Source organism: Mojavia sp. (genome assembly GCF_059505145.1).
On sequence record NZ_JCACKA010000138.1, the window covers coordinates 1 to 16,332 of the forward strand.

13 protein-coding genes are annotated in these 16,332 nt (G+C 42.3%); 4 read left to right on the forward strand and 9 right to left on the reverse strand.

What is annotated here, in order from left to right; translation table 11 throughout:
• Positions 1-419 precede the first annotated feature (419 nt).
• Positions 420-1,550 carry an HhoA/HhoB/HtrA family serine endopeptidase gene (locus tag AC5JL8_RS37190; RefSeq protein WP_495884703.1) on the reverse strand — a complete coding sequence of 377 codons (1,131 nt, stop codon included), beginning with the start codon at positions 1,548-1,550 and terminating at the stop codon, positions 420-422.
• Between the two features lie 20 nt (positions 1,551-1,570).
• Complete coding sequence (locus AC5JL8_RS37195; protein ID WP_495884704.1) at positions 1,571-3,130, reverse strand: cation:proton antiporter; 1,560 nt, start codon at positions 3,128-3,130, stop codon at positions 1,571-1,573.
• Between the two features lie 122 nt (positions 3,131-3,252).
• On the opposite strand from AC5JL8_RS37195, the gene AC5JL8_RS37200 reads away from it, so the two are divergent.
• Together AC5JL8_RS37200 and AC5JL8_RS37205 are read left to right on the forward strand one after the other, a co-directional pair.
• Positions 3,253-4,260, forward strand: coding sequence for a DUF389 domain-containing protein (locus tag AC5JL8_RS37200; protein WP_495884705.1), 1,008 nt, complete (start codon positions 3,253-3,255; stop codon positions 4,258-4,260).
• 45 nt (positions 4,261-4,305) lie between these two features.
• Positions 4,306-5,859 carry a cation:proton antiporter gene (locus tag AC5JL8_RS37205; RefSeq protein WP_495884706.1) on the forward strand — a complete coding sequence of 518 codons (1,554 nt, stop codon included), beginning with the start codon at positions 4,306-4,308 and terminating at the stop codon, positions 5,857-5,859.
• A 6-nt stretch (positions 5,860-5,865) separates the two neighbouring features.
• On the opposite strand, the gene AC5JL8_RS37210 is transcribed toward AC5JL8_RS37205, so the two are convergent.
• From AC5JL8_RS37210 to infC, 5 genes are all read right to left on the reverse strand, one after another.
• Positions 5,866-6,438, reverse strand: coding sequence for a DUF3124 domain-containing protein (locus AC5JL8_RS37210; protein ID WP_495884707.1), 573 nt, complete (start codon positions 6,436-6,438; stop codon positions 5,866-5,868).
• 73 nt (positions 6,439-6,511) lie between these two features.
• A complete protein-coding gene (locus tag AC5JL8_RS37215; RefSeq protein ID WP_495884708.1) occupies positions 6,512-7,198 on the reverse strand; it encodes a potassium channel family protein in 687 nt (228 codons plus the stop codon).
• Positions 7,199-7,408: 210 nt separating this feature from the next.
• Complete coding sequence (locus AC5JL8_RS37220) at positions 7,409-7,945, reverse strand: hypothetical protein (protein WP_495884709.1); 537 nt, start codon at positions 7,943-7,945, stop codon at positions 7,409-7,411.
• 181 nt (positions 7,946-8,126) lie between these two features.
• Entirely contained in the window at positions 8,127-11,132 is a 3,006-nt protein-coding gene (locus tag AC5JL8_RS37225; RefSeq protein ID WP_495884710.1) for a HEAT repeat domain-containing protein, read from the reverse strand.
• A 369-nt stretch (positions 11,133-11,501) separates the two neighbouring features.
• Positions 11,502-12,035 (reverse strand): translation initiation factor IF-3, encoded by a 534-nt coding sequence (gene infC / locus AC5JL8_RS37230; RefSeq protein WP_495884711.1) that lies wholly within the window; start codon positions 12,033-12,035, stop codon positions 11,502-11,504.
• A gap of 556 nt (positions 12,036-12,591) precedes the next feature.
• On the opposite strand from infC, the gene AC5JL8_RS37235 reads away from it, so the two are divergent.
• Positions 12,592-13,542, forward strand: a complete 951-nt coding sequence (locus AC5JL8_RS37235) for an alpha/beta fold hydrolase (protein ID WP_495884712.1) — start codon at positions 12,592-12,594, stop codon at positions 13,540-13,542.
• Between the two features lie 136 nt (positions 13,543-13,678).
• On the opposite strand, the gene AC5JL8_RS37240 is transcribed toward AC5JL8_RS37235, so the two are convergent.
• A complete protein-coding gene (locus AC5JL8_RS37240) occupies positions 13,679-14,050 on the reverse strand; it encodes a BON domain-containing protein (protein WP_495884713.1) in 372 nt (123 codons plus the stop codon).
• Between the two features lie 276 nt (positions 14,051-14,326).
• Here AC5JL8_RS37240 and ilvN point away from each other — a divergent pair, with 276 nt between their 5' ends.
• Complete coding sequence (ilvN, locus tag AC5JL8_RS37245) at positions 14,327-14,845, forward strand: acetolactate synthase small subunit (RefSeq protein WP_495884714.1); 519 nt, start codon at positions 14,327-14,329, stop codon at positions 14,843-14,845.
• Between the two features lie 261 nt (positions 14,846-15,106).
• Here ilvN and AC5JL8_RS37250 read toward each other — a convergent pair whose 3' ends face one another.
• On the reverse strand, positions 15,107-15,961 hold the full coding sequence (locus AC5JL8_RS37250) for an SDR family oxidoreductase (protein WP_495884715.1): 855 nt from the start codon (positions 15,959-15,961) through the stop codon (positions 15,107-15,109).
• Between the last annotated feature and the right edge of the window lie 371 nt (positions 15,962-16,332).

Sequence of the window (16,332 nt, forward strand, 5' to 3'; positions counted from 1 at the left end):
TTTATAAAGCTAGTTTGGGCTACATTTGGGCTTAATTTTTGTTTAAGTCCCGTTATAAATTAACTGTTGAGCCTGGTCAATTACAATTATTTCCATCTTGACTTGCTTTTCAAATCGTCTTCCCAGCTTTTTTCGCAGCTTTTAGAGTTTAGTGAAAGCTCTGAAAATGCATAGCGTCTTCTTGGACAAGCTGATTTCTGAAACTGTAAACTTTGCTGTTGTATTACTACTTAAGTATTTAAAAGCTTAAGTTAATACGATAGCAAAGAGCCAAAAACTATGAAGAGCAAGTTAAAGTTTTATCCAGTTTCCTCAAAGACGGAATGCCCAATTAGAGTTTTATGTAAATAAATTTCTTCAAGCTTTAAGCAAAGAAAAAAGAAACTAAGCCAGTAGCTTGTGAGGGCTGCTTTCTAATATTAAGTAGGCTCTTTTGCAGGTAAGGCTTCTGGAAGAACTACGATCGCTTGTCTGCGTCCGTTGCGATTGACGGTAATTGGTAAGCGATCGCCAATCTTAGAGGCTTCTACTTGTTGTTGTACTTGTCTAGTATCTTTAATTGCTACATTGTTAACAGTTTCAATGATGTCACCTGGGCGTAAACCTGCACGAGCCGCAGGAGAGTTACGGGCAATACCGAGAACAACTACACCCGTATCTTGGTTAATGATAAAACCAGCATCACTCTGATTAATTTTTGCTCGTAATTCTGGATTCAATTGAGCCATTTGAATACCGATATAGAGATGATCCACTCGTCCTTGAGCTACTAATTGCGCCGTAATCCTTTGTGCAGTATTGATGGGAATAGCAAAACCTAAACCCTGCGCTCCTTGGATGATGGCTGTATTCATACCGATCACTTCGCCTTCAGCATTCAACAAAGGCCCGCCAGAATTACCTGGATTAATAGCAGCATCAGTTTGAATGAAGTCAACTCGCTCCGTCGGTACTCCGAGATCTGCAATTGAACGCTGAGTAGCGCTAATAATTCCCTGGGTGACGCTGTTGTCAAGTCCTAAAGGATTGCCAATGGCGATCGCCGATTGCCCTGGCAAAAGATTATCTGAGTTCCCTAACTTGACTGTCGGCAATCCCGTGGCTGGAATTTTGACTACTGCCACATCAGTAACACGGTCTGCACCTAGCACCTTGCCTTCAAAACTGCGACCATCCTTCAAAATAACCGTGACACTTTCTGCATCTGCCACTACATGAGCATTGGTAAATATTAGCCCATCGCTATTAGTAATAAACCCTGAACCAATCCCCCGTTGTACTTGTTCTCTATTGGGTAATCTTCCACCAAAAAAGCGTTCCGAAAAAGGGTCTTCGGGCGATGCTGCTACGCGAGTAGAATTAATTCGTACCACTGCGGGCCCTACACGTTCGACAACTTGAGTTATATAAGTAACATCATTATTTGAAATTGTTTGAGGCAGTTGGTTGACTACAACTGGTTTTTCAGCTTCCTTAGCCTCTCTAGGGGAAATGCATCCAGTGACTAGCAAAGCTAAATAAAATGCAGGATGCTGGAAAAGTCGTTTCATGGCGTTTTGATTTAAACGGTTTAATCTTGATTTTCCAGAACTTCCTGAAGCATGGGCGCAAGTTCTCTATTTAACCTACCAGACCGGACAAATTCCGCATAAGTATCTGCTTCAATTGCTAAAAGTTCCCCGCGAAACTGTTCAGTTATAAAGTTTTTAAGATTGGGATACTCAGTTTGTAATTTGTCGATTTGTGTTTGTAAATCTTCAATTTCCCCTTTAACCAGTGTTTCTTGATAACGACGGAATTCTGGATCTACACCTGGGCGTTGATCGGTCTGGAGGTGTTGCAGAACTCGTTCTAAAGCTACATTACGGGCAACGAGTTCCATGTATCGCTCGCGTAGGGGCGCATCACCTAAAAGCTTGAGCTTTTGCAACAAAGGTTTAATTGTCAATCCCTGTACTAGTAGAGTAAATAAAACTACTCCAAACACTGTGGCAATAATTTTTTCTCTTTCTGGCAGGATAGTAGGTACACTCAAAGCTAGAGCAATAGAAACCGAACCCCGCAACCCACCCCACCAAAGTATAGTTTGGTCAGGTAAGGTAACGACTGACTGAGTGAGGCTAGAACTCAAACTGCTGAGAATGTAAATTGCCACCCCCCGCATCAAAATCATTGCTGCCACTGTTACGGCAATGATTCCTAGATTTTCTCCTAAACTGGCAAAGCGAATTTGGTCACCAATAAGCAGAAAGACTATTGAATTGACAAAAAAAGCTAAAAAGTCCCAAAACTCCGAGACAATAATTCGGGTACGCGGATTCATCCCCACACGAGAGCCAAAGTTACCTAAAATCAACCCTGTAGTAACAACCCCAATTACCCCAGAACCACCAAGGTCTTCTGTAATTAGGTAAGTGCCGTAAGCAGAAACCAAAGTTAAAGACTGTTCTACCATTGGTAAGTCGAACCTTTGGGTGAGGTAGGAGATACCAAACCCGATTAAAGCTCCCACAGCCACACCAATACCGACAACTGCAAAAAACTGCACTAAAAGCGCCTGGAGTCCCAATTGTGCAGTTCCCAAAGGCAATGCCACCAAAAAACCAAAAGCAACTACCGCCATGCCATCATTGAACAAGCTTTCGCCTTCCATTAGGGTGACAAGACGCTTACCTACACCTAATTCACGAAATAAAGCAGTGACAGAAACTGGATCGGTGGCAGACAAACTTGCTCCAATGAGGAGCGCTGTAGTCAATGATATTCCAGCCAGTTGGTTGAGACCTATTGCTATCCCCACAATAGAAATCACTACTCCCAACACTGCGTATAGGCAAATTGGCAGCAAGTCCCGCTTCAAGTCCGACCATTTTAAATTCCATGCTGCTTCAAACAACAATGGGGGTAAAAAAATCAACAAAATTAATTGAGGAGAAAGGTTTACTAAGCGGATATCAACAAATGCCAACCCTAATCCTACAATCACTAGTAGTAAAGTGTAGGGTATCTGGCGAAACCAGCTAAATATTTGTGGTAAGGTCGCTACACTTAAAGATACCGACAATACCAAAAGAAACTGCTTAATATTAGCCTCAATAACTTCTTCACTAATTGCTGATTCAATCATCATCAAGAGATTCCTAGTGAAATTTTGCGCTGATCTTCATCAAACTATTTTCAGATAACACAAGCTAAATATGGGATTTGATTTAGCAAATAACAACAAATTAACAGTTATCTATATTAAGGAGGATGGTCTTGGGTAATAACATTCGAGACCGCTTTGAAAATTTCCGCCGCAGAAGATCTCAACCAAGGCATCTCCAACAACTACAAATGGATTTGCTGGCAGAATCAACCCTAGACCCATCCTACATAACTTTAATTGTTGGCTCCTGTATAATCGCTACTTTCGGTTTATTGTCAAACAGTACTGCCGTAATTATTGGGGCCATGATTATTGCACCTTTAATGTTACCAATTCGAGGGTTAGCCTTTGGCGCTTTAGAAGGTAACTTCACTCTCTTCCGCAAAGGAGTGATTGCTGTAGTCGTGGGAACATTGCTCGCAGTGGCGATCGCTTACATTCTAGGTATGTTTGTGCGGTTACCTAGCTATGGCAGCGAAATCCTGGCCCGTTCGGAACCAACATTACTAGATTTGGGTATTGCAGTAGCGGCTGGTGGTATTAGTGGTTACGCCAAAGCCCAGCCAAAAATATCTGGCAGTTTGGCGGGGACAGCGATCGCAGTTGCACTGATGCCCCCCATTTGTGTAATTGGCTTAGGCTTGTCGCAAGGAAATTGGTCACTCAGTTTGGGGGCAACCCTACTCTACCTGACTAACTTGCTCGGCATTACCTTATCTTGTATGCTGACATTTTTAATTGCAGGTTACACATCTTTGTCACGGGCACATAAACCCTTAATGTGGACTTTGGCTTTGACAGCAGTTTTGCTGCTTCCTTTGGGTGTCAGCTTTGCCCGACTTGTGCGACAAGGGCAACTAGAAATTAGCTTACGAAGGGCATTGTTGAACCGAACCGTCACCTTTCAACGATTGCAGTTGCTCAACAGTAACACCAACTGGTTGACAAAGCCCCCGGAAGTTCGCTTGAGTGTGCGGGCTAAGAAAGCTGTCACACCCCGGCAAGTACAGTTATTAGAAGAATTTATCGAGAGAGAAATGGGGCAACCCTTCACCCTGATTTTTGAAGTCGGTCAGGTGGAAGAAATTCGGTCTGCTGACCCCACACCTTAAAATGAGGATTGATCAGCAAAGCCAAAAGAAATCCTCAGAATCTCAGTGAGTGTTACTCAATTAGTTACTATTTCAATTATTCTTCTACTCGTTGCCACTGGTGTAGCTCTGCTATCCCGTCGGTTGCGAGTTCCTTATGTCACGGGTTTAGTGCTAGCAGGTTTACCAATCACTGAGTTGCTGTCTCGTCGCATTGGTTTAGATCCTTCTTTAGTTTTGAATCTTTTCTTGCCAATTCTCATATTTGAAGCTGGCATCAATACAGATGTCAGCCGTTTACGCAGCACGTTTAAACCAATTGCTCTTCTGGCTGGCCCTGGGGCTGTGCTTTCTAGCGCTATTATTGCCGTCCTATTAAAATTTGGGCTGGGATTGAGTTGGATACCTGCCTTATTTGTAGGAGTGATTTTGGCAAATACTGACACGGTTTCAATGATTGCCGTCTTTAAGGAAATACCAGTACCCTCCCGGCTTTCCACCATCGTTGAAGGAGAAACTTTATTTAACGATGCTGCGGCCCTTGTTTCGTTCAACTTGATTTTGCAAGTATATTCAACAGGCTCACTGACATTGCTAGAGGGAATCCAACAACTGCTATTTATCTCTTTAGGAGGCTGCCTTATCGGGTTAGTCTTGGGCTACTTGAGCATACCTATATTCGCCCGTTTAGATGATCCCCTGAGCAGTCTCTTACTGACAGTCGCAGTTGCATTAGGAACTTTTCAGGTTGGGCAGTTTCTAGGCGTATCAGGTGCTGTGGCTGTAGTTGTAGCTGGATTAATTTTCGGTAATTTTGGGCTTTCCCGCAATACTTCTGCTTCTAGTCGCATAACCTTGTTAAGTTTCTGGGAATATGCAAGTTTTACTGTGAATACCTTTATTTTCTTGCTGATTGGTGTAGAAATAAACCTCGTTATATTATGGAGGACTTTACCTGCTATTCTACTTGCTGTTTTGGCTTATCAAGTTGGGCGAGTTCTTACAGTCTATCCACTGCTAGCAGGGGTTCGTTGGTTTGACCGCCCAATTCCGCTGCGTTGGCAACATTTACTCTTTTTTGGCAACATCAAAGGTTCACTCTCGATGGCTCTGGCGTTAAGCTTACCCACCACGCTACCAGGACGAGAAGTCCTCATCGCTTTAGTTTTCGGCAGTGTACTGGTTTCATTAGTGGGGCAGGGGTTAAGTTTGCCTTGGGTGGTAAAACGCTTAAAATTATCTAACTTTTCAGAGACTCAACAGCAGGTTGAAGAAATGCAAGCCCAACTCATGACGGGTAAAGCAGCACAGGATGAATTAGATAGTCTGTTGAAATCAGGGGTATTGCCAAAATCTGTCTATGAAGAGATGCGTTCAGTTTATCAAGTGCGAATCGCTGGAGCAGAAAAGGCATTACGGGAATTTTATAATCGCCGCCCAGAAGAGTTGAAAGCCAAAAATAGCGAACTCAGTAAACTTGATGCTATCCGCCGCCGCTTACTCCTAGCTGAAAAAGGAGCGCTCAATGAGGCAATGCGTAAACGAATTCTCTCAGAAGAAATTGTACGCGGGCGGATACAAACTATTGATGAACAATTGCTGACCCTAGAAGATGATTGATAGATTTTATGATTTCTGCTTTGAAGATGAGCGTTTGTAGTTGTTTTGATTTTTGATGACTTTACCAGGACTCGTAAAAGAAATTCCTTGCTGGTAGTCAGTACCAATCATGACTGCTTCCACTATCGGCTCAGATATTTCTGTTTGGGCTACCCACTCTACAATAAAGTTTGCTCCTAAACCTCCACTAGTATCATTTCTATTTACAAAAAAATCTGTAGAAGCTAGTGCATCAAGTTGAATAGGACGATCTAAATACTGTTTAACTAATTTACCATTCGAGTCATAGTAACGCACCGAAGTAATAATCATAGGATTGTTCAAATCTGTATTCCGAATACTGAGCGTAATTGCTAACTCGAAAATCTCCTGCCGATTGTGATGATAAATATGGGAATAGACAGGAACATAGATAGTTTGACCCATTACTATCTTGAACTTTTTATCCAGAGTCACTATCTTGTGAGATTGAGTTACCCCAGTTGTATCGGGTTGTAACTTTGGTGGAACCTTCGTTGATTGACAAGACGCAAGAATAATAAAACCAATTGCTAAATAAAAATGTTGATATAGCTTCATTAAAACTATTTACACCAATTGTTTAAAATAAGGCTACAGATATAATCCTGGAAACCTAGATTAATCTGAAAAATTACAAATTAGTATTACAGCCTTCAATAAAATCAATAACTTGATGTAAGGATCCTGGCTTCGTCACAATCAGCACAGTTGACTCAGGTTCTAATACTGTACTGCCGTTAGGAATCATCAAATCTTCGTGGGGATGAGGTTGATAGCCAATAATTAGCGAACCAGTGGGAAAACGGGAATCCTGAGCGATTTCAGCAACGCTACGGCCGACAACATAACAATTATTGGGGATAGAAAGCTTTAGCACCTCAATCTGTCCCTGCTCAAAATGCATCATTGATTCTACTTGAGGATACTCAATGGCATTGACCATCGTTGAAACTGCTAACTCAACGGTACTGATGATGTGGTTAGCTCCAGCTAGACGCAATGGTTCGGCGAAATCGGGGTGACGCATCCGACTTAGAATGTGGGGAACACCGTAGTGTTTAGCAAGAGTCACCATTGCCAAGTTTAAAGCATCACTTCTGAGGACAGCCGCCAAAGAGCCGGCTTTGCGAATCCCTGCTTCTAACAATACTTCTGTACTTACGGCGCTGCCTTCAAAAGCCATTGCTCCCACTTGTTCACGGGCATAGCGGCAAGCGGTAGGGTCAATGTCAATGACAGCAACAGTATGCCCCAGCTCTACTAGTCTTTGAGCCAAACTCAGTCCCACCAAGCCAGCTCCACCAATTAGTACGTACATGGCTACCCTAATACTCTTATACTTCCTATTTCACTTTACAGGCTAGCAAGAGACTGAAGGTGTAGCTGTGAGCCATAGCTTGGTACTGATACCAAGTTGCGTTCTGTTGTAGTAATCTTTCGTTAGGGAAGGTTGCTTCGCTCCACTTTGTTTCGCTCGCAATGACAGTTGCTACTTTTGATTGCAACTTGGTATGAGATTTACAATAGTTCAACTTCTGGGAACGTCAAAAACACGCCACTCTTGAATACCCCAACGCTTAAGAACAAGTTCGGCATGATGGATTTCGTTTTCTGTACTTTCTACCGTCACTAAATAATTTCCTTGCTCTACTCGGTCGTTATAAAGTTGAGCAGCTTCGTCGGGAAGAAACCAGCCTCGCAATGCGCCGATAAGACCGCCAGCAGCTGCACTAGCTCCACTTCCTAAAAGGGTGGCTAAAACAGACTCTGCTGCTAATGCTGGCCCAAAGCCAGGAACCAGCAAAACACCTAGACCTGCGACTAAGGTTAATAAGCCACCCGCCCCAGCACCTGCTAAACCACCTACCCTAGCACCTTCAGATGGAGCGAGAGTACTTTCACTGGTCTCGGCACCATCAAGTGGCTCGTCGGATTTGGGTTTTTTGATGATTACCGAAATCTTACTCATTGGAAAGCCATTACTTCCCAACTCATCAAGCGCCTGTAGCGCAATTTTGCGGCTGTGAAATATCCCAATAGCGTGTTGAAGTTGACCAGAAGCCATGTTGCCTCTCAAATAGTGCTGATGAATCTACAAAGCTGTTGTTTATGAGTCGATTTGCCTTCAGCATCAACAACAAATGTGATCAGAAAGTGATAGCACGTGAGAGAGTTTCTAGGTGGTTTCTAACTGATTAATATATATACCCTAGTTAAGATAGGTCTTCTAGTAAACAAAATAGTAACTATAGTTTTTGGAGTTGATATTTTGCCATTAACTCCTTAACTTGAGCCACCACCAGAGGATGTTGATCTTTTTGCAGTTGTGGTAAAAGTTCTAGGAGGATGCGGCGTGAAACAACACTTAGGTAGGCGATCGCAGCTTCCCGTACAAAACCAGTCGGATGGCGTAAAGAAATCATAATTTCGGGAATTGTCAGTCGGATGTGGCTAACTTGAGCAAAATGGAAACAGCAAGCTAAACACCAGTCAGAAAGGAAATTAGCTAGCATCAATAACCTGCGGAGGCGATCGCTTACTGAAAGTGGTTGATATTCGATTAACTTTGCTTCGGTGAGCAGATACAGTTTTTCTTCGTGCGATCGCCTATCCAAGATATTCAACAACAAAGATTTGCAACGCAGCTTCACGGTATGGTCTAAAATCTCTAAACCTCGCGCTAAGTTGACTCCTGACTCAGACCGGAGATTAAAAGCCACGGCTTGCATTTTTTCTGGAGAGTAAAGCAACTTAAGTAACAGTAACAATCTTTCTTTAACATCTATTTCTAACTCTAAGAGGGCGCGTTGCAGTAACTCGCAAACACCTAGAATTTCTTCTTGTGATTGCTGATTTTCTCTAGTCTGCGGTGTTGCAAAGTCTATATAAGCGGCGTAAATCTCGCCTAGAAACTGTAATTCCTGGTCAATTAAAGTTTCTACTCTACTTTCGTAAAATTGATCCTCTAAACTAGTAATTTCTGGTTGTTTGTGTATTTTTAATAAGCTGCGGAGAATATAGTATCTGGTAGTGCCCCAAGATTGTTCTAAGTTCTGCCATAAATAATCTACCGCCTCTTGAGTGCCGATTTGACCAATAGTACGCCAAGCGTACATCCGCACTACTTCTGGTTTATAAATATTAGTAGCCAGCTTGAGCAACATTTCTAAAGCTTCATTTTCTAATTGCACTAATGCCCGCATTGCTGTGCTGCGAGTGGATTTATAATAAAGTGCGGCAAGTAGCGCTGAATAATACTCTTCCAAACGGGTTGCTGCAATCATTTCTAATACTGCACAGCGCACCCCTAATGAATCATCTTGCAATAAATTCGGGATGTGAATCCGCAAAGCCTGCAAATAAACTGCTTCTCTGAGAGCTTTAACGCCATTCACCCGTTCCCGTTCTAGTTTATGAGTCAGCATCCGACGCATGGCTTTGGTAGCTGCTACCTTTTGTATTGGCGTTCCCTGACGCAACAGTAAAGCGGCGGCGGTAGCTCGAATCAGTGAGTGTTGGCGTGGGTTTAAGTACTCTTCTAGTAAGCTTAAATTCGGATGTGGTTCAGCCAGCCAAACATAGCGTAAAGCAAGGGCAAACACTTCAGGAGTAACAGTTCCTTGGGGTTGTTCTAATAAAGGGCGAACATCAGGTAAATAATTGGCATTGATATCACCAACAAGCATTACTTCCAGACTCTGGCATTGGAGGTCGGACGGTAACTTTATGAGTAAGGGTGCTAAAACTTCTACCGCACCTTTAGGATCTATTTGAGCTAAAAGTTCAATGCAGGAGCGTTTATCTGCGGAATTGCCTTTTTCTGCTAAAGCTTTGACTACTCCTTGTTTGAACACTCTTAGACCGACATTTGCCGCACTTAGCTCACCCCGGTCGGCACTTAAAACTAACAGGTCAACATAGCGCGATCGCAGGAGCAAAACTACTTTTAAACATATACCAGCTACTACAACTGTTTCAGCTATAAATACCCACTTTTGTAGCGGTTCAGGGATAAATTGTCCAGTAAAAAATAAAGTCGCAAGAATTACTAATCCTGCTGTACCTGTTGCGATCGCTTCTGCTGTCCCTCCTGATAATGTTTGCGTTCTACTGCGAATTCGCTCTGGAATTGGTTGGTACAGTACTGGCCCGCTACTCATGATAAAGGTGTAGCGCAAAAGTTCATCGCAGAATTTGAGAATTATCAACCCCCAAAAAAAGCCAGACATTTGCATTGCCGGAAATATGTTGAGCAATGCGATCGCCCCAGGTACAATAAAGCCTACTGTAATCGGTAAAAGCGCGGCAGCAAAAAACACGCCAATCCGTTCTATCAGGCGACTGGAGATAAACCACTGCGTTAATAATTCACACAGACCCACAATGCCACCAAATAGTCCCAAGAAGCTAGCAAGTTCTCGGTCACCAAAATTAGATTTCAGTTCGCGCAGATATTGAAAATCTATTAATAATCCAATCACTTGCAAAAGCCCAATAAAGGCAAACAGTTGCAAGGTATAGCGCTTGAGTGGTGCTTGCAGGCGACGGTGCTGGTTAGCTTGTTCTGGGGAAACTAGTCGTTGCGGTGCATCAGGAAAAGATTCTCGATATTGATGAGTTAAATAACTGAGAATTCCCGCCCCGAAGATAATCACTGCACAAGCGATGATAATCACCTTATTGAGCTTGGCGAATTCTAGCAGCCAAGGCAAGCTAAAACCGCTAATAACGTCGGCTACCAAAAGACCACTGCTGACTAGTGGATAGGTGCGTTTAATTTCCCGAATGTTAAATAGTTGGTTAGCAACGATAGAAGTATTCAGGTCATTGACTACATAAAGCGCGTCTACCCATAACCTCAACAGAAACACGATCACTACTGTCAGGTAAGAAACGTGTAGACCAGAACGCAATAAAACTAATAAAACTAATGGCACGACCATGCAAGGTGCGATCGCCACTATTACCCAACGCAAGGGGAAAATTTTTTGTAGCCAAGAATATAAAACAACCAGCCCCACACCCATCACCGCACTGGCTATATACATCCATGGCAATGGATTAGCCCCATATTCGTCCAAAAACAGTGCTACTGTACTGTCCTCTGCCCACCGCAATCCCACAGATATAGTTGTATAAAAGGCAAACATCATCCACGTCCGTTCGCTCTCCTCCGGCCGGAGATTTACCCACTGTAGCAGCCGTGCCAGAGTGCCTCTATTTGGAGCTAACCAGTTATTTTTCAGTTCCATTCAGTTTTACTTTCTGGTAGTGTGACCGCGCAAAGGCCAAGTAATTTCCATAGCCAAACTCAATAAGATTAAGTATATTTTGCAAAACACAAGATGCTTATTTTACATTTAATTTTAAACATAGCCCACAGTAACAAAGCGGGAGCAGAATCGACTCCATATTTTGTCTACCCTGAAAAACCAGGGTTTATGAGGATTTCCAGGAAGTTGCAACTTTTGTTTCTAGAAATGGCAAAAGTCCCAAGCGACTGAGTATTATTTTTCCCACTCAGCGCTCAGGACTATCATTGTTTCGATAAATTTAACCGACTTCAGTGCCAGTTAAATATTTTTAGTTTTAGTTTGTATTTCTTTAAAAGATTTGGAAGATTATTTTTTGGGTGAGATCAGCATCATCATATTTCGCCCTTCTTTTTTGGGTGCTTGCTGCACCTCACCAAACGGCTCTAAATCAGTTGCCATCCGCTTGAGTAAATCTTCTGCTAAATCACTGTGTTGAATTTCTCGACCCCGGAACATCACAGTCGCTTTGACTTTATCGCCGTCTTTTAGGAAGCGCTCTGCTTGCTTGACACGCACGTTGTAGTCGTGTTCTTCTATCTTGTAGCGCATTTTTACTTCCTTGACATCAGCGGTGTGCTGCTTTTTCCGAGCTTCCCGCGCCTTCTTCTCTTGTTCAAACTTGTATTTCCCATAGTCCATAATCCGACAAACCGGCGGGTCAGCCTTATCACTAAGTAGCACTAGATCCAACTCTTTTTCTTCGGCTTGTTGGAGTGCTTCCTGTGGGGACATAATTCCCAGCTGGGCGCCATCAGTATCAATGACCCGAATTTTCGGGAACCGGATGCGTTCGTTAATTTGGGGCAGATCGCGAGTTCTTTTTTTCTCAATCACAGGCATTATGATTCGTGGGAGCTCTTATTTAAGAATTTGGCTTGGTCTTGATTGGCTTAGTTTTTGATTGGTACGCCTCAGACGTAAAATATTGAAATCACTGAGGACTAAAAAAATGAGCCTTTACAGTTCTAGGGTAACTAATCCATAAACTGGTTGTGTCATTGTTGTATTTGTCATTCTACTCACTATGAGAGAAATTCTCTCAAATTGTTAAGCTAAATTACACAACCTGGAGAAGCATTAAGTATTGTAACTATTGATTGGCAATTGTTTTACATTTTAGATGGAAAGTATATTTCCAGAATAGCAAGATTACATATAAAATCCTTTGTTACCAATAAATTGTAATATTTTATACGAATGTTTACAATTTTGCAGCTAAGAGAAATAAATTTCCCCAGCTTTGGCACTTAACAGTTGCGATTGCGCGGAGCGCACTGCCGTAAAGCCCTGCGGACATGGCTGCGCTTACCGCGTAGCGTCTCCGACAGGAGAAGGCGATCGCATTACTTAATATTGGAATTAAGAGTATTACAATTTCAATAAATGGGAGGGAAGTGTGACCACTACGGTACACTGGCAAGAGCGAGTTGGTAATCAAAGAGATTGGATTTGGCGAGGCTGGCAAACTCGCTATACTTATATCCGCTCTGCCCAACATCATCAACAAAAAACACCACTAATTTTGCTACATGGCTTTGGTGCTTCGATTGGTCATTGGCGGCATAATTTAGAGGTGTTAGCAGAACACCACACAGTCTATGCCTTAGATATGCTGGGTTTTGGCGCTTCTGAAAAGGCCCCAGTTAATTACAGTATAGAAATGTGGGTAGAGCAGGTTTATGAGTTCTGGAAAGCATTTATCCGCGAACCTGTAGTATTAGTGGGTAATTCCAATGGTTCGCTGATTTCTTTAGCCGCCGCCGCCGCTCATCCTGAAATGGTACGGGGTATAGTGATGATGAGTTTACCTGACCCATCATTGGAACAAGAAGCGATCCCGGCTTTGCTACGACCATTCGTAATGCCTATCATCACGACTATTAAAAAGATAGTCGCTTCTCCACTGATATTAAAACCCGTGTTTCATCTGGTGCGTCAACCAGGTATGCTACGTCGCTGGGCTAGTCTTGCCTACGCTAACCCAGAGGCGATTACCGATGAACTTATAGACATTTTAGCTGGGCCTCCCCAAGACCGAGGTTCCGCCCGTGCATTTGCTGCGCTGTTCAAAGCTGCAATGGGCGTTAGCTTTAGCCCTAGCGTCAAGACAGTATTGCCAACCTTAACAATTCCTATGCTTTTAATTTGGGGGCAAAAAGACCGATTTGTTCCCCCAGCACTTGCTAGCCAATTCGCTCAGTACAATGACAAATTGCAGCTGCTCAACCTAGAAGATGTGGGGCATTGTCCACACGATGAATGTCCAGAGCAAGTGAACAGAGCTATTTTAGATTGGATTGCTCAGTGCCTTGAAGCCACCCAGCCGTCTGTTGCTTCCCAGATTTAAAAAAGCGATCGCAGATTGCTAAAGCCTAGTACATAGTGGCAGAAATGGAGAATCTGCCAAAAAACCTTTACTAGCCTCAAATGTTGCTTGCAAAAGGATATTTTATTTTTTGACTTCTGTACAGTCGTACTACTGCTTAACCAATCGTCACTTGAGTAGTTTCAACACCTGTAGCGCCATTTACTGAACGTGCTACAGAAACCATTTTGTTAAGAATTTCCTGACTAGGAACTTTGCCTTTTAGGACTACAGTACTGCCTGTCTGAGCAACCCAGAGGGTATCAACATCATCAAGTTGTGGGTCTTGATCGAATGCTAATGCTACTCGCTTTGCCAACCCACTTTGATCGTATTCTCCGTTCAAGCCTAAACGCTCTGGCGGAATTGATTGAGTTGCGGTAGAACTGGGGCTAGCAGTAGTAGCAGCTTGTGGTACTGGCTGGGGGGTAGGATTTACTTGCGCGTTTTGAGGTTTTTCTAAACCAAACAATCTTTTTAACCAACCCATAAATCACTTTTCTCCTATTAGAGGTTCATAACATCTAAAAGGTAATAGTTTTCCAGATTATCTACATCTGCCAGTGAAAAGATTTGTACTCAGGGGGTTTCTGCTTGTAGGATGATTTCTCTACGACTTTTCTTTCAAAAGTGTAATGAGTGCAGTATTGAGTTTAAAATGAAAGATTAGACTTACAATTTAGCAATTTAGTGGGCAGTACGTGTAGGGCAGCCATTAGCTAGTTTTTATTTTAGTAATATGCTGCCTGAGTCGGTGTTGGCAAAAATGAAACATACCCTTTCAGTTCTGGTAGAAGATGAGGCGGGAGTTCTGTCCCGCATTTCTAGTTTATTTGCCCGTCGCGGTTTTAATATAGAAAGCCTGGCTGTTGGCCCAGCTGAGCAGGGAGGAGTTTCCCGGATCACGATGGTTGTGCCAGGTGACGATCGTGTGATTGAACAACTGACCAAACAACTGTACAAGCTAGTCAACGTCCTCAAGGTGCAGGATATTACCGAAACTCCTTGTGTAGAAAGAGAATTGATGCTTCTTAAGGTGAATGCAACTAGCAGCAACCGCTCAGAAGTTATCGACTTAGCTCAGATATTCCGAGCGCGAGTGGTAGATGTAGCAGAAGATTCCCTAACGCTGGAAGTTGTAGGTGACCCAGGTAAAATGGTGGCGATCGTCCAAGTGCTGCAAAAATTTGGGCTGAGGGAAGTAGCCCGCACTGGTAAAATTTCTTTAACGCGTGAGTCAGGTGTAAATACCGAGTTACTCAAGTCTTTAGAAGCAAAGGTTTAGTTGGAAAATGCGATATTTGGCTGGTTTTTTACCCACAGCTAAACAGGATGCAATTCCAGATATATAGTGATAAATTCAAAAAGCAAAATTAAGCAGCAAACCTAGTAACAATTTTTTACTAGGTCTGCTGCTTTTTTGTTTGCAATATTTTTTCACACTAATTCTTATTTGTACAGTCAAAAATTACTCGTCCTGTGTGCGATCGCCAATTATTTAAAGTTGAGAAAAAGGCTAACAGAATTAGTGGACATTGCTCAATATCTATAAACCCATTGAATATAAAATTACACGGTCATACAATTTGTCAGGCAAAAGATACTTGAGTACTGCTGCCATTTTCGCATCTTGACCGACGAGATAGCGTGTCTTTGGTTTTTTTGCCGTGAGTGCATGGATAACAGCCTGAGCTACAATATCTGCTGAAATGCTCTTAGATGCCAGAATTCCTACTTGTTTACGTACAGCAGTCATGGCATGACCGTAGAGATTTTGGGCAGATTGGGATAAATTTTGCTTTGCTGTGTCGGCTTGAGTGAAAGACTTTTCCCAAATAGGAGTAGCGATCGCACCTGGTTCAATAATTGAAACTGAAATTCCCCAAGGTCGTAACTCCATACGCATCACATCGGTGAGTGCTTCAAGCGCAAATTTTGATGCATTATAAGCGCCAAGAAACGGAGCAGCACTTCTACCGCTGATGGAACCCATATTCACAATTCGTCCTCGACCTTGACGCAATAAACCAAGAAATGCTTGTGTGACTGCTAGTTGTCCAGTCACATTAATTTGCAATTGTTGTTGAAATTCTGCAATTGGTAATAATTCTAACGGGCCTGGAACGGCAATTCCAGCATTATTTACTAAACCGACAATTTCATCGCCAACTGTATTTTTTACTGTCTCAACTGCAAATGCAATCGAATCGGCATCAGTAACATCTAAAAAAATAGGGATAAGTCTTTGAGAGGCTTTCTGTTGAAGTTTTTGAGCATCAACATCTTTACGCACGCCAGCAAAGACACAAAATCCTAATTTGTCTAAAAGCAAAGCGCAAGCTTCACCAATTCCTGTTGATGCTCCTGTAATCACGACCGTACCCTGATTTTTTGCAAGCATTTATGTTCTCCATTCTCTGAGATTAACTATAAAATTACTTGCTTGGAACAAATGACAGATTTGCTACTTATATGCCATTTTTATTAGTTTAATTATTCCATTTTATTACGTTATATAATCCTTGCAAAACATTAGTTTGAGCATTAAAACTAAATAAAATTAGCATTTAACATAAACGATCATATTTTCGTCATAATTTTGTAATAACGACTTAAAAACTATGATATGGAATTCGGTATCTGGTTAGAAAATGCTTAATTCGAGTTAAAGGTAATAAATATTACCTCCAACTGGTTTATTTATTATCTAATTAACGTATAGGACTCATATTTGATTTTTGAACAAAATTCAGTACACCTTTATTCCTTCTT

Excerpts from the sequence above, each read along its gene's own strand:
- AC5JL8_RS37190 (WP_495884703.1), bottom strand. The coding sequence starts at position 1,550 with ATGAAACGACTTTTCCAGCATCCTGCATTTTATTTAGCTTTGCTAGTC.
- AC5JL8_RS37195 (WP_495884704.1), bottom strand. The coding sequence starts at position 3,130 with ATGATGATTGAATCAGCAATTAGTGAAGAAGTTATTGAGGCTAATATT.
- AC5JL8_RS37200 (WP_495884705.1), top strand. The coding sequence starts at position 3,253 with ATGGTCTTGGGTAATAACATTCGAGACCGCTTTGAAAATTTCCGCCGC.
- AC5JL8_RS37210 (WP_495884707.1), bottom strand. The coding sequence starts at position 6,438 with ATGAAGCTATATCAACATTTTTATTTAGCAATTGGTTTTATTATTCTT.
- AC5JL8_RS37215 (WP_495884708.1), bottom strand. The coding sequence starts at position 7,198 with ATGTACGTACTAATTGGTGGAGCTGGCTTGGTGGGACTGAGTTTGGCT.
- AC5JL8_RS37220 (WP_495884709.1), bottom strand. The coding sequence starts at position 7,945 with ATGGCTTCTGGTCAACTTCAACACGCTATTGGGATATTTCACAGCCGC.
- AC5JL8_RS37225 (WP_495884710.1), bottom strand. The coding sequence starts at position 11,132 with ATGGAACTGAAAAATAACTGGTTAGCTCCAAATAGAGGCACTCTGGCA.
- infC (WP_495884711.1), bottom strand. The coding sequence starts at position 12,035 with ATGCCTGTGATTGAGAAAAAAAGAACTCGCGATCTGCCCCAAATTAAC.
- AC5JL8_RS37240 (WP_495884713.1), bottom strand. The coding sequence starts at position 14,050 with ATGGGTTGGTTAAAAAGATTGTTTGGTTTAGAAAAACCTCAAAACGCG.
- ilvN (WP_495884714.1), top strand. The coding sequence starts at position 14,327 with ATGAAACATACCCTTTCAGTTCTGGTAGAAGATGAGGCGGGAGTTCTG.
- AC5JL8_RS37250 (WP_495884715.1), bottom strand. The coding sequence starts at position 15,961 with ATGCTTGCAAAAAATCAGGGTACGGTCGTGATTACAGGAGCATCAACA.